7 protein-coding genes are annotated in these 13,602 nt (G+C 56.8%); 1 reads left to right on the top strand and 6 read right to left on the bottom strand.

Translation table 11 applies throughout. From position 1 onward, the window contains the following. Positions 1-36 precede the first annotated feature (36 nt). From addA to ahcY, 5 genes are all read right to left on the bottom strand, one after another. Positions 37-3,591, bottom strand: a complete 3,555-nt coding sequence (gene addA, locus EDC90_RS02435) for a double-strand break repair helicase AddA (RefSeq protein ID WP_132308334.1) — start codon at positions 3,589-3,591, stop codon at positions 37-39. Next, complete coding sequence (gene addB / locus EDC90_RS02430) at positions 3,581-6,784, bottom strand: double-strand break repair protein AddB (RefSeq protein WP_132308176.1); 3,204 nt, start codon at positions 6,782-6,784, stop codon at positions 3,581-3,583. Before addB ends, addA begins: the two co-directional genes overlap by 11 nt. Before the next feature lie 76 nt (positions 6,785-6,860). Beyond that, positions 6,861-7,331: a tRNA (adenosine(37)-N6)-threonylcarbamoyltransferase complex ATPase subunit type 1 TsaE gene (tsaE, locus tag EDC90_RS02425; RefSeq protein ID WP_245510897.1), complete on the bottom strand. Its 471-nt coding sequence runs from the start codon at positions 7,329-7,331 to the stop codon at positions 6,861-6,863. Then, positions 7,328-9,811: a PAS domain-containing sensor histidine kinase gene (locus EDC90_RS02420; protein ID WP_132308172.1), complete on the bottom strand. Its 2,484-nt coding sequence runs from the start codon at positions 9,809-9,811 to the stop codon at positions 7,328-7,330. Before EDC90_RS02420 ends, tsaE begins: the two co-directional genes overlap by 4 nt. A gap of 278 nt (positions 9,812-10,089) precedes the next feature. Continuing rightward, positions 10,090-11,490 (bottom strand): adenosylhomocysteinase, encoded by a 1,401-nt coding sequence (gene ahcY, locus EDC90_RS02415; RefSeq protein WP_132308170.1) that lies wholly within the window; start codon positions 11,488-11,490, stop codon positions 10,090-10,092. A gap of 239 nt (positions 11,491-11,729) precedes the next feature. Here ahcY and EDC90_RS02410 point away from each other — a divergent pair, with 239 nt between their 5' ends. After that, positions 11,730-12,572 (top strand): SapC family protein, encoded by an 843-nt coding sequence (locus EDC90_RS02410; protein ID WP_245510896.1) that lies wholly within the window; start codon positions 11,730-11,732, stop codon positions 12,570-12,572. Between the two features lie 60 nt (positions 12,573-12,632). Here EDC90_RS02410 and EDC90_RS02405 read toward each other — a convergent pair whose 3' ends face one another. Further along, positions 12,633-13,589, bottom strand: coding sequence for an ABC transporter substrate-binding protein (locus EDC90_RS02405; RefSeq protein WP_132308168.1), 957 nt, complete (start codon positions 13,587-13,589; stop codon positions 12,633-12,635). Positions 13,590-13,602: the final 13 nt, after the last annotated feature.

The raw sequence follows: 13,602 nt of genomic DNA, 5'->3' as shown, positions 1-13,602 counted from the left end.
TGAGCATGTCTGACACAAAAATCAATGGCAGAGGCGCTACTTTGTCGAAAGCGCACCCAAAGCCGCCGCAAGCTGATCGGCCGAAAGCGTCAGAGCTGTTGCACTTTCCGTGTAGACCAGCATGCAAAGAACCGTCTTATCCGGATAAAGCGGCTGAAGGATTTCCCGATAAACGGCCATCTGGGCTGCATGATCGGATGGAATTCCGGCGGCTTCCTCCGGAGGATTACCGTTGGTCTTGAAGTCGACCAGAAGCACGGTGTCTTCAAGCACAGCCAGCCGATCCAGCCGTCCGGAAACCGAATACTGGTTTCCGGCAAGATTGAGCGTTCCCGAAATCGATACCTCGGCTCGACTGGAAAGAGAAAAGGCCGGTGCCAGGTTTTTATCGTTCAACACCGCCATAACGCTGTCGAACAACCGGTTCTGTTCGCTTTCAGGCAGATGGTGGCCTGCCCGCGTCAGATAGCGGCGACACGCATCCGCGCGGCCCTCAGCGTCAACGCCTGGCAGGAGTTGCAGCAGCCGGTGCACCAGACGGCCGCGCTCAAGCGCCAAATTAACCGAGCGCTCGGAAAATAGCGGCGACACGGTCATTGGCGCCAGATCATCAACCTCAAGCCCGGCCTTTGATGGGCTCAATGGTGGTTTCGGTCGCTCTGCTTCCTTAAACGGCTTTGTCAGAGCGTCTGGCAGAACGGGCTTTTCAGAAACTGCCCGCGCTTCCTGTTCCGCTTTTTCAAAGCGGCGCGGCGGAATATGCTCCTGCCATAAAAGTCCGGCCCATTCGCTGTTGTCATCGCCCTGAACCGTTGTCTCCTGACAACGCGCCTTGTCATCGGAGGCCAGTGCATTCCAGACAAGATGATGCCAGCAGTCTTCAACATCTCTCTTGCCGCGATATCCTGTCACGATCAGCCGGTCCGCGGCGCGCGTCATCGCCACGTATAACAGCCTGCGATATTCTTCTTTCGCTTCGGATTCGCGCCTTTCGATATCGTCGATGACCATCCGGTCTGCGCCCGATTTAGAACCGTGCCAGAGGGGCACCGGAAGCGGCCCTTTTCCGGGTATGGTGCGAAAACCGGAAAGATTGCGGGTATCAAAAGGCTTGCCGCCACTATCAACGAGAAAGACCACAGGGGCTTCCAGACCTTTAGAGGCATGCACCGTCATGATCCGAACTTCGTTGCGCCCCTTGTCCTGTTCGCGTTTAATCTCAAGCCCGCCCTCTTCCAAAACGTCGAGAAAGCTTTGCAGCCCCGGCAATCCGGTATCCTCATGCGCTTTGGCGGCATTGAGGAATTCATCGAGGATATCGCTGGCCTCGCTGCCAAGCCTTGAGAGAAAGACTCGTCTGCCACCCTCACGCGCCAGAATGCCGGCAAAAAAATCAAAGGCCGTGCGGCGGCGGGCAGCGTTGATCACCCGTTCCAGCTTTTCTTCAGCGCTGGCGAAGGCCTCATCACCGGCCTTTGCCAGCCGGCGCAGTGCCGACCAAACGTGTTCGCCCGGCTTGCGGCGGGCAGCGACGGCAAACAGGTCATCTTCGCTAAACTGAAAAAGCGGGCTCTTCAAAATCGCTGCAAGGGAAAGATCGTCTTCCGGCAAGACCGCAAAACGGCCAAGCGCAATCAGGTCTTTGACTGCAATATGGTCGGCGAGCCTCAGCCGGTCGGCACCAGCAACCGGAACATCATGCGGGGCTTTCAGGGCACGAGTCAGAGCATTGACGAAGGCATCACGTTTCCTGACCAGAACCAGTATGTCACCGGCTCTGATTGCCCGCTCTTTTCCGTCTTCTATCAGCGTTTCATGACCGATCATTTCTGCAATGCGCCGGGCAATACGGCGCGCCAGAATGGCCGAGGGGGCCGATTCCGGCGTTGCGTCAAACGGTGCAGTCCAGTCCTCGGTGTCCTCGGTCTCAGCGGGGATGACCATTTCCCATGCTTCCACCTGACCCGGATGGCCGATCCGGTTGGAAATATGGACAGGCTCGTCACCATCGGCAGAAAGGCCCTTGCGATTTTCAGGAAGCGCGAAAACCTGATCGACAGCTGAAAGCACGGATGCAGTGGAACGGAATGACAGCGGCAGGCCGATCCGCGAAAACTCCGCGTCAATTCCGGCAACGCGGGAGGCCATAACCCGGCCTTCCTCGGCAAACCGCTCCGGCCGCGCTCCCTGAAACGAGTAGATCGATTGTTTCTCATCGCCAACAGCGAACATCGTGCGAAGGCCCGGTCGCGCACCGGCGCCGGAAAAGAAGTCTTCACTGAGCGCCCGCACGACATCCCATTGCAAAGGAGCCGTGTCCTGCGCTTCGTCCACCAGAATGTGGTCGATCCCCTGATCAAGCTTGTAGTGGATCCACTCGCTCGAATCTGCGCGTGTCAGCAGTGCAGCTGTGCGGGCAATCAGGTCTTCAAAATCCAGCTTGCCGCGCCGCTTTTTCAGTTCCTCATACCGGGTATCCAGTCTGTCAGCCAGGGTAAGAGCCGAAAGCGTCTTCAGGAAGATTTCGTATCGGGTGATCCGGTCGCGGATTTCTGCGATATGAACAGCAGCATTCATGACCGGGTCTATCAGCTGCGGCGCGCCTGACTTCAGGGATCTGAAAATCAGCGTTCGCTCGGCTTTTGGTGCGCCCTGACTTGTAAGAAAGGCGGACTGAAGTGCTGAAAACCGATCGGAAGTTTCTTTGGACTCTGCCGCCTCCTGCAGCCTGTCAGCAAATTCTCCTGAACGCTTTCCGCCATCCTGCCGGGCGATATCGATGAGAAGAGATACATCCCCGCCTGATAGTTCGGGAAGGGGCCAGGCCTTGGCGGCAATGGTTTCTTCGCTATCTGAAGTGTCAAATTCATAAGCCTGCTTAAGCCTTGCTTCAATGCCGCCATTGCGTCGCGCATCTTCCAGAAACGGCCGAATGGCATGACGGGCATAAATGATCTCGCTCAGCAGCTTCTCAAGCCCGCTGTCATCGGCAATATCTAAAACGGTCTGGAATGCGACAGAAAGTGCCCGATCCTCGCGGCTGGCCGTTGCCAGAAAAAGCTGGCGGCGCGCGTCGGCCAGAAGCGTTGCCGCCGCCGTATCGTCAAGAACCGAGAAATGACCGGCAACATTGGCCTCAAGCGGAAAGCGGTGCAGCAGAGATTCACAGAAGGCGTGAATCGTCTGGATTTTCAGACCGCCGGGCGTTTCCAGCGCATGTGCGAACAGTCGCCGGGCCATGGCGATTTTCAGCGCATCCGGCTCGCCGCCCTCAATTGCGGCAATCTCTGCGGAAAGCTCAGCCTGCGGCAGAACCGCCCATTCTGCCAGTCGCTTGAAAACGCGGTTCGACATTTCTGAGGCTGCGGCCTTGGTATATGTCAGGCACAAAATGGCCGATGGCCGTGCACCGGAGAGAAGCAGGCGGATCACCCGCTGGGTCAGAACATGCGTCTTGCCGGAGCCGGCATTGGCCGAAACCCAGACGGTGCGGGCCGGATCGGAGGCGATACGTTGTCGTCCTGTGGTCCAGGACAGCCATTCTTCCGCACTGGCATCCGGTGCCGGGCTTGTCTCCTTTTCAAGTGTCATCGCCACCTTCGCCATCGTCTTCAGCTGTTGCCCATTCGGCGACGCGCGCCAGATGGTCATACTCACCGCCATAATCGCGTTCGCTCACCGGGATGATCCTTGAAGCAAACGGTCTCTGCCCGTTTTTGAGCGCGATCACAAATTTGGTGAATTCGCGCAGTGCGTCGGTTGCCAGTCCGTCAGCCGTGATTTCAGGTTCACTTTTTGTGGCAGCTTTTTCCAGCATCTCCCGGCCGAAACGTTTTCCGGGCCGAAGGCGCACATATTGGAGGCTGCGTGTTTCCATCGCCGGGACACCCTTGAACGCTCCGGCAGCAAGGGCTGCGGCTTCCAGTGGCAACTGCGGATCAATCAGCGTGCGGGCGATGTTGACAGAAGGCGATGAGCCGGTTTTGTAATCAATGATTTCAGCCCGCCCGTTGTCCAGAATATCGATCCGGTCTGCAATGCCGGTCAGGCGCACACCGGCAAGCGGAATATCAAAGCCCGCACCTGCTTCTGTCAGCGTTTTGTCTATCGCGACACTGGTCCGGCGACTGGCTTCAAATTTCAGAAATTCCTCGGCCACCGAACGCAGGCGCGGCACCCAGCTTAACGCAAGATGCGGCGGCAACTCGGCCTCCAGAAGCAATGCACTCAGAATATCTTCCATCGCCTGTCTGCCCTCATCCGTTTCCGGGTCAGCGCCGGAATTGACGAATTTTTCGGCCAGTGCGTGGTAGAGAATGCCGCGTTCCTTCATGCCGGGATCAGCATTAAACGGTTCCAGAGGATCCAGCTTCAGAATTTTCTGGGCATAGATGGCGTATGGATCGCGTCTGAGTCGGCCGATTTCGGAAAAGGAATAGCGCTCCGGCTGAAGGTCTGCAGGCGGATAAGGCTCCGGTCTGCCTGGAATGGGCTGCTTTTCTGCTTCATCCAGTTGAGCCGCCCACCGCAGATAAGGTTCGCCACGGGCTTTGAGATCCCGGCTCAGCCGGTCACCACCAAAGGCTGTCAGTCTTTGTAGCCAGCGGCTGGCAACCGTTGGTGCCGATCCCTGTCTCAGCGCGCGTGAAAAGATCAGGTTCGGCGAGCCTGCCGCCATCCAGAGATCATGTGCCAGCTGACCGGTGCGTTTTTCCGGCGGCTCCAGTCCAATCTCTGCCTTCATACCGCGTGACAGAAAAGGGTTATTCTTCGGCTGCGTCGGCCAGACCCCTTCATTCATACCACCGATAACAATCGTGTCGGCATCCTGAAGCCTTGCTTCCACCGCACCGAAGATAAAAACGCGCGGGTTTCCCATGGAGCGTGGTTTGACAGCTTCAGAGGCTGACAGGGCAGCAATGATATCAATCCACTGCGGTCCATCCGCTTCAATCGGGCTCGTAGAGCCGATGGTCTCTGCCAGCACATTGGCAAGCCGCTCACCGGCTTCTCCGCTCCAAAGCGCCGAAAGGTCGCCGGTTTCATCCGCTGCGACGCTTTCCAGTGCCTTGCCTGTGCGCGCCGCCCAGTCAGAGAGCAGAATGAATTCTGTAATCGCGGGTTGGTCGGGGCCGCGTGGCACCAGTGTTTCGGTTAATGGCGAAAGCGCAGCATCAATCCTGGCCGCCAGATCAAGCGCGGATTCAGCGGCATCTTTTGGCAAAGCGATGCGCCAGCGCGGTGGGTGGCGATCATTTTTTTGCCGTTCCAGAGCATCAGAAACAAACCCAGAAAGCGCGCCGGGCTCGACCGGCTTTGTGCCGCCACGCAGTGCAATCAGTTCGAAAGCGGCGGCTGCAGCCCGCATTCGTCTGGCGGAAAGTCCAAAACGCGCCAGAGGATGCTTGAGCAGTGCCGCCAGCGTTCCGGGTTCGCCTGGTTTCAGCACCGTTTCCAGCATCAGCGTCAAAAGCGTCCCCTGTCCTGTGGCAGCCAGTGGCGTGCCTGCGGAATCATCAGCCTCAATTGAAAATCGCCTGAGTTCCGCTGTTACCCTGCGGGCGAGGTCGCGATCCGGCGTAATCAGTGCAGCGCGGGCGGGCCGCCCGTCATCCGCTGGCTTTTCAAGTGCGAGGCGAAGCGCTGTGGTAATGGCAACGGCTTCCTGCCGCTCATTGGCTGCCTCAATCAGAGCGGTCTTCGCAAACCCGGCTTCCAGGTCTCCGGGCGAGAATTGTTCACGCCAGCTTTCCCAGCGGTCTGTGGCCTCCGCGGTTGCGAAAGCTGCAGCGAGAACCTGCTCGCGGATTGCCATGGACGCCGGTGCCGGTTTTAAAGTCTCGAAATCTTCGCGGGAAAGTCCAAGCCGCCTGATCAGGCACGCCATTTCATATTGCGGATGGCTGCGGCTGGAAGGATCGGGCATCGACCGGTCGGCATCCGGAGCGGTTAAACCCTGCCAGTCATCATCTGCCATCGACTGATCCAGTCCGGGCAGAACGATGACGCCTTCCGGAAGCTGTGCGACAGTGGCGATCAGATCGGCAATCGCAGGAACGGAACCGGTGGAACCGGCAATGATGATTGGCTTCCCGCCGCTGCGGGCTTTAAGCCGTTGTGCCTCTGCCGCCAGCAAACCATTGCGATGGGCAACAGCCGAGGAACGTCCGAGCTCTTCCAGCCGACCGGGCCAGTAGAGCGCGGCAATCTTCAAAAATTCGGCCGTAAGCTGCCACCAGATCGCGTAATTTTCCTGTTCCAGTTCAGAAAGCCGGTTCCAGTCTGTCTTTTCGGTCTCCATCGCGTCGATCAGTTCGGCAAGGTCACGCGCAAGCCAAACGGCATCAGCCGGGCTTGCCGGTGCCACCAGTGCTGCACCGTCATGGACGGCGGAAAGCTCGTCTGAAAGGCGGTTGCGCCACGGCAGGATCAATCCGGCAAGTTCCAGCAGGCGCGGAACCGGTTCGATTGGCGGCAGGGCCTCAGACGTCTCAGAAAGTGCTTCTGTGAGGAAGCTTTCATCTTCATCGGTTTCGCCAAGTGCACGAATTTCCGGCAGGATCGCCGCTTCACCGCCCAGAAGGGCGGCAAATTCTGCACGCAGGACACGTACGGAGCGCCGCGTAGGCAGCAGGATCGTCACATCGGCAAGCGCCAGCGGGTTGTTCCGGTCATAACGGAAGTTTTCGCTCAGATGGCCGTTGATCAGGCTTTCGGCAAGTGCTGTGAGAAACGGCGTTCCAGGTGGCAGTGTCCAGAACCGTGCATTTGTACGCCCTGCCATTTTCGTGAATTCCGTTCTGCCTGATTGTGTAACTGCGGTGAGTTTAGATGGCGCTTCTGGCCCACGCAAGCCACGCTCACAGCGCTGGCTGAAGCTCTTTGATACGGTCTTGCGGCCCGTCAAGGCTCAGCCGGCGGCCTTCGCCTTCTTCACGAAAAGACAGCAGGATGGCATTGGATGGAAGGAAACCTTCGCCCTGCTCCGGCCACTCTATCAGGCTGATTCCTTCATCCAGTGCCTCATCCAGTCCGAGTTCGACCAGCTCACTGGAATCGCCAAGACGGTAGAGGTCGAAATGAAAAACCGGCGTTTCTGCCTCATAAACCTGTACAAGCGTGAATGTGGGGCTTGGAACCTCCATCTCCGGATCGTCGAGCCGGGCACGGATGACGGCGCGGGCAAAGGTGGATTTGCCCATGCCCAGATCACCGGAAAGCAAAACACAGTCGCCGGATTTAAGAAGCGGCGCGATTTTGGCTGCAAAAGCAATCGTGGCGTCTTCATTCGCAAGAAAAAGGCTTTGCTGTTTTGCAGGCGCCTGCATCATTCCGCCGCGATGATTTCAGGGCCGTCGCGTTCTTCTGTCGCATCGGGAATACGGCAGGAAACCGTTGTGCCGGCGCCTGGTTCTGAATCGATAAAGACTTTACCATTATGAAGCCTGACAAAGCTTTCAACGATGGCCAGCCCCAGCCCTGCACCGGCATATTGTGCCTGACGTTCGCCGGACTCAAAGCGTGAGAAGACGTTGCCGAGTTGCTCTTCGGAAATTCCCGGACCGTTGTCGGTAACGGTGAACACGAAATCGCTGTTTTCGCGCCAGCATGAGAGTGCAATCACCGAACTGCGCGGGGCGTATTTGATCGCATTACCAAGGATCTTCAGAAGAACCTGCTTTAAGCGCTGGAAGTCTGCGGTGATCTGCCCGAGCGATGGCGGCGCGGTGATTTCCAGCGTAATTCCGGCTTCCTGCAGGCGGCTCGAAATATCATCGGCAACGGAATCGATCAGATCATCAAGTGACATCGTATCGTGATCAAGCTGCAGAATACCGGCATCTGCCGATTTCAGGTCGATCATGTCGTTGACGATCGTCATCAACACCGATGACGAATTTGCAATATGGTCGACGTAATTGCTCTGGCGCTTTGTCAGCGGGCCGATTTCCGGTGATTTCAGCAGTTCGGCAAAGCCCATGATGCTGGTCAGCGGTGTGCGTAATTCGTGGCTGACATGCTCGAGGAAAGCGTTCTTCAGCTCTTCTGCCTTGCGCAGAGCGTCGTTCTTGTCCGTCAGAGCCCGTTCCACATGCACTGAATCGGTTTTGTTGACGAAGGTCAGCATCGTCTGCGCATTGGGCAAAGGCGTTACGGCATAATCGAGCACGAGACCCGAACGGAGGTCCAGCCGTCCCTGATGGGATTCGCGTTTGTCGTCGAAGCTGGTGATCATGCGGGCAAAAAGACGCCAGCCATCCGAACCGTCGTAATCTTTTTCGCAGTGTTTCATCAGTGCGCGAATGTGAGTGCCTGCTTCTGCGTTTTTCTCATCAATCTGCCAGAGGTGCTGGAATGCAGGGTTGGCAAGCTTGAGGCGCCCATCCGGTCCGAACACCGCGACGCCCTCGGAAAGATGGTCGATGGTTTCGCCCTGCACCTTAACAAGTGTGTTGTAGCGCGTCTTGAGCGCCACTTGTTCGGTATGATTTTCAAAGACCCAGGTCGCGCCGCCGCGCGGGTTGGCGGAGGCAAACACGCTTAAGGTCTCGCCGCTTGGCAGGTACCAGAGATCAGAATAGGGCTCGACGGAACGATAGACGCTGAGCGCTTTGTCCTTCCATTCCTTCCACTGATAGGGCTCGGGAAGCTTGCTGTCTGCGCGCAGTCGCTCGAACATTTCTGCGTTGTCCGGCTTGCTTTCCAGAAAGCCGATATCGAGTTTCCAGAGTTTTTCAAACGCCTCGTTATAAAATTCCAGCCGCTTGTCTGCATCGAAGATGGCGACAGCAGTATTGAGATGATTGAGGGTCTCGGCGTGACCTTCAACGGTTTGCCGAAGTGTCGCTTCCGCAGCTTCAAGCGCTGAAACATCACGGGCTATACCGGCTGAGCCCTCACCAAAGGGAACTTCGCTGATCTCGAAAAATGTGCGTTCGCCATCGATAACGACCGGGTGGCGCCCGTCAAAACGTTTCTTGTCACGCAGTGCCGCATCCAGCTTTGCCTGTGTCGGCGTATTCAGAAGCATGCGGTTTTGCAAAATCGTATCTTCTGCCGTTTCACCCTCGACAGCCTTTACATAGGCCCGGTTTGCCCAGACCAGCTGCCCCTCGCCGTTTCTGATCCAGGCAGGCATTTCTGTCACATCGAGCAGTTGTTCGAAGCGTGACAGCGTTTCGTTGACCTGCTTGTGTTCAATCTTCAGCTCGGCCAGCTCCGCGCGAACGGATTCCAGAGCGCCAAAGCGGACATGTGCCCTGCCGCCGGTGGTTGAACCGAGAACTTCCAGAACATAGCCGGATCTGGTCTCCACCAGCATTTCAAAGGCTTTTGCTGTTTTACGCAGCCGGGTAACTGCAGTTTCAAGCTGGCGGCGGCTGCCAGGTGAAAGCCACTCGGAAAATTTCAGGAAGGCGTCATCGTCTTCAGGTGCCCCCGCCTCTTCGGGAAGCGACCCTAAGAATTCCGGCGCGCTTTTCGGCCCTTCCCAGAAGATGATCCGGCGATTTTTTTCTGCATTGAGCGCTTTCAGGTTGGCAATGCGTTCATGGGCTGCGTCGCGCTCTTCCCGCAGAGCACGGTTTTCTGCTTCGGAGCGGCCACGCAGACGCACAAACCAGAGCGTTGCGAGCACCGTTGCGGCCAGAATACCCGAAAAGGCTGACAGGACGGCAACATCCCGGCTGGAAAGCGCAGGTGCGACGTTTTCGCTTGTCTGGGCCAGAGCGTGAGCGCATGTAAAGGAAAGCGCGGTGCTGGCCGTCAGCACGCGCTTTGCCATGCGTTTCACGTGAAAACGCTGTCTCATCGGGCCCCCGTTTTCTGCGCCGCCCCGGCAAAGCTCCATCATCGTCTTCCGCATCGTTGTTTCGGGCTGGCCACGCGCCTGATATGCCGCATTGAAAGCGCCTGCCGCCCGTAAAGGCATTTCAGATTCTGAAAAGATCCGACCGGTTTCCGGCGAATCGCGCCCTTTAAAACATAGACGCTTGGTGAATCCGCGAAAAGACTCCTGCGGAAATAAAGCGGCCGCGCCCTGTTTTATAAGGACGCGGCCAGATTAATCCGGTTATGCTTACTGCTTGGTTAATAGCGATAGTGTTCCGGCTTGAACGGGCCTTCCGGTGTCACGCCGATATAGGACGCCTGTTCTTCGGAAAGCACGGTCAGCTTGGCGCCCAGCTTGTCGAGGTGCAGGCGGGCAACCTTCTCATCAAGATGCTTTGGCAGAACATGCACGCCCTTTTCATACTTTTCATGGTGCTGGAAGATTTCCATCTGCGCCAGAACCTGATTGGTAAAGGAGGCGGACATCACGAAAGATGGATGGCCCGTGGCATTGCCGAGGTTCAGAAGGCGGCCTTCCGAAAGCAGGATGATGCGCTTTCCATCCGGAAAGCCAATCATGTCGACCTGCGGCTTGATATTGGTCCATGTGTAGTTGCGCAGCGATGCGACTTCGATTTCGTTATCGAAGTGCCCGATATTGCCGACAATGGCCATATCCTTCATCTCGCGCATATGCTCGATGCGGATGATGTCCTTGTTTCCTGTCGTGGTGACGAAGATATCGGCGGTCGAGACGACGTCTTCCAGGAGCACAACCTCAAAACCGTCCATTGCTGCCTGAAGCGCGCAGATCGGATCGGCTTCTGTCACCTTCACGCGGGCGCCAGCACCCGAAAGCGAGGCGGCCGAGCCCTTACCGACATCGCCATAACCGCAGACAACGGCGACCTTGCCGGCCATCATCACGTCGGTGGCGCGGCGAATGCCGTCGACCAGCGATTCCTTACAGCCATATTTGTTGTCGAACTTCGACTTGGTGACGGAGTCGTTGACGTTGATCGCCGGGAACGGCAGCTCTCCGGCGCGGGCAAGCTGGTAAAGCCGGTTGACGCCGGTCGTGGTTTCCTCTGTTACGCCCAGAAGCGCATCGCGCTGTTTGGTGAAGAAGCCGGGCGTCTCCGTCATGCGCTTTTTGATCTGCGCGAACAGCACTTCCTCTTCCTCAGAGCCAGGCTTTGAAAGCACATCTTCGCCGGCTTCGGCGCGGGCGCCGATCAGGATATACATGGTCGCGTCGCCGCCATCATCGAGGATCATGTTGGAATGGCCACCGTCGGTCCACTGGAAAATCCGGTCGGTATAGGACCAGTATTCTTCAAGGCTTTCGCCTTTGACGGCGAAAACGGGCGTGCCGGTGGCCGCGATGGCTGCGGCTGCATGGTCCTGCGTGGAAAAGATGTTGCAGGAGGCCCAGCGAACGTCGGCGCCCAGTGCTTTCAGCGTTTCAATCAAAACGCCGGTCTGGATTGTCATGTGCAGCGAGCCGGAGATGCGGGCGCCCTTCAGCGGCTGGCTTTCGCCAAATTCCGCGCGCGCGGCCATCAGGCCCGGCATTTCAGTTTCGGCGATGTCCAGTTCCTTGCGGCCATAGTCGGCCAGTGCAATATCGGCAACAATGAAATCTTCTGTGGCGCTCATTGAAAAACTCCCGAGGCGTGCAGATCAAAAGTGCGGGCTCTGCTCCACCGTTTCCGGGGAGCCAAGAGGGCACCTGGTTCTTTCAGTTTGGTTTGTAAGTAACAGCCACAGATGACGCTGGCAAGAAAGACATAAAGATTTCTTTATGTGAAATTTTGCCCGTCCGGCTCGAACGCTGTCCCCGGCGCATATAAAGCCGTCGGCAAACCGGAGATTACAGCCGAGGCGGTAATACATGCTTGAAGAAACCCAATTGTTCGTTGCAAACTTTATCTAAACAATTAAAGAAATATGTATTTCAAATTGTGTGTACCGGAGGTTGTTTTATGGCAACAAGCAGTGGAATGCCCTTGTTTTATCAAAAGCCGCAGGTGCTGCATTTTGACGCCCATAAAGATATGGGTGTGGTCTCTTCGACAGACTATTCCTTCGCTGCAAACGCAACGGCTATTCCGCTGTCTGTCAGTGAGTTTATGCCAGTGATCCGGCATTATCCGATCGTGTTTATTGATGCAGAAGGGGCGGTGCCTATTGCCATTACCGGGATTAAACAAGGCCAGAACCTGATGGTGGGGGCTGATGGCGCGTGGGAGAAAAACACGTATATTCCGGCCTATATTCGCCGCTATCCCTTTATTCTTGTTCAGGCGCCCGACGATAAGGACAGGCGCATTCTGGCCTTTGAAACGACGAGCGGCCGGGTCAAGCCTCTGTCGGAAGCACCGGAGGCAACCCCGCTTTTTAAGGCAGATGGTCAGCCTTCCGAAGCGATCCAGCCGATGATGCAGCTTTGTGAGCTATATCACCAGCACCGGGCACATGACGCCGATTTTCTGCAGGCGGTGATGGCTGCGGACATTCTGGTCTCCCGCCATGCAGATTTCGAATTTCCCGACAAAAGCCATTACCGCCTTGATGGTTTTCAGGTGGTTGACCCGGAGCGCTACCGAGCGCTTCCCGTTAAAACTATACGGGAGTGGAATAAAAATGGTTGGACGGATGCGATTGCCCTGCATCTGGCTTCTGCTCAGAACTGGGGCCTGCTCCTGGAGCGTAACCACCAGCGTCCGACGGTAAACTGATATAAAAAGGGTATGCCGCTAAAAACGGCATACCCTGAACTGTCGTCAATGAGAGACGGATCAGTCACGTTCGGCTGTCCACCCCTGATATTCATCGACATTGTCAGCCGTGATCAGAACCGGCTCAATCAGAACGGTGGCTTCTTCGATATCTTCGCCCTGGAAGAATTTGTAACCGAGCTGAAGGGCCTCACCGGCCATGACATAGGGATCCTGAGAAGCGGATGCCTTCAAGAGAGAATCCGGGTTTTTCAGTGACTTTTCGGTGTCGGGAGCACCATCCACACCAGTGATTATGATGTCCGTCCGGCCAAGCTGTTTGGCGGCAAGCTGAGCGCCGAGCGCCATCGGGTCATTGGCCCCGAAAACAGCATCCAGATCATCAAAGCGGGTCAGAAGACCCTGCATCACGTCCATGCCACCCTGACGGGCACCACCGCCATTCTGGTCGTTGGAAACGATATTGATACCGTCATTTTCTTCAAAAACTTCCATGCAACCGTCGAAGCGGTCATTGAGGGAAGATGAAGACGGACCTTTAATGATGGCGACATTACCCTCACCGCTCAGCGCATCGACGATATACTGGCAGGCTTTCTGTCCGGCTGCGATATTGTCGGTCATCACAGTCACGTCAGCACCGGGAGCTGAAACGTCAAAGGCTGCAACCGTGATACCGGCGTTTTTGGCGCGCATGACAGCAGGTGCAATGGCCGTATCGTCCACGGCGTTCAGCATGATGATGTCAACGCCCTTGGCGATGAAGTTGTCGATCTGGCTGACCTGTTTGTTGAGGTCGTAGTCAGCGGAAACCGAAGTGATTTCAACATCCGGGTTGATCTCGCGAGCCCTGTCTTCGATACCCTTGATCGTGGCAACGAAGAACGGGTTGCCGAGAAGACCTACTGAAATACCGATGCTTTCCAGCTCCTGATCCTGTGCGCTGGCGGGCATCGCACCGGCGGTCATCGCCAGTGCTGCTGCTGCGCCCAGAAGGGTTTTCTTAAATGTACGCATAAATAGCTCCTCC

It is taken from the genome of Martelella mediterranea, from assembly GCF_004342225.1.
GTDB lineage: Bacteria > Pseudomonadota > Alphaproteobacteria > Rhizobiales > Rhizobiaceae > Martelella > Martelella mediterranea_B.
This window is presented reverse-complemented; position numbering and strand designations above follow the sequence as displayed.

What these genes read in the sequence shown, in the direction of transcription:
- addA (WP_132308334.1), bottom strand. Translation starts at nt 3,591, where the DNA reads ATGACACTTGAAAAGGAGACAAGCCCGGCACCGGATGCCAGTGCGGAA.
- addB (WP_132308176.1), bottom strand. Translation starts at nt 6,784, where the DNA reads ATGGCAGGGCGTACAAATGCACGGTTCTGGACACTGCCACCTGGAACG.
- tsaE (WP_245510897.1), bottom strand. Translation starts at nt 7,331, where the DNA reads ATGATGCAGGCGCCTGCAAAACAGCAAAGCCTTTTTCTTGCGAATGAA.
- EDC90_RS02420 (WP_132308172.1), bottom strand. Translation starts at nt 9,811, where the DNA reads ATGAGACAGCGTTTTCACGTGAAACGCATGGCAAAGCGCGTGCTGACG.
- ahcY (WP_132308170.1), bottom strand. Translation starts at nt 11,490, where the DNA reads ATGAGCGCCACAGAAGATTTCATTGTTGCCGATATTGCACTGGCCGAC.
- EDC90_RS02405 (WP_132308168.1), bottom strand. Translation starts at nt 13,589, where the DNA reads ATGCGTACATTTAAGAAAACCCTTCTGGGCGCAGCAGCAGCACTGGCG.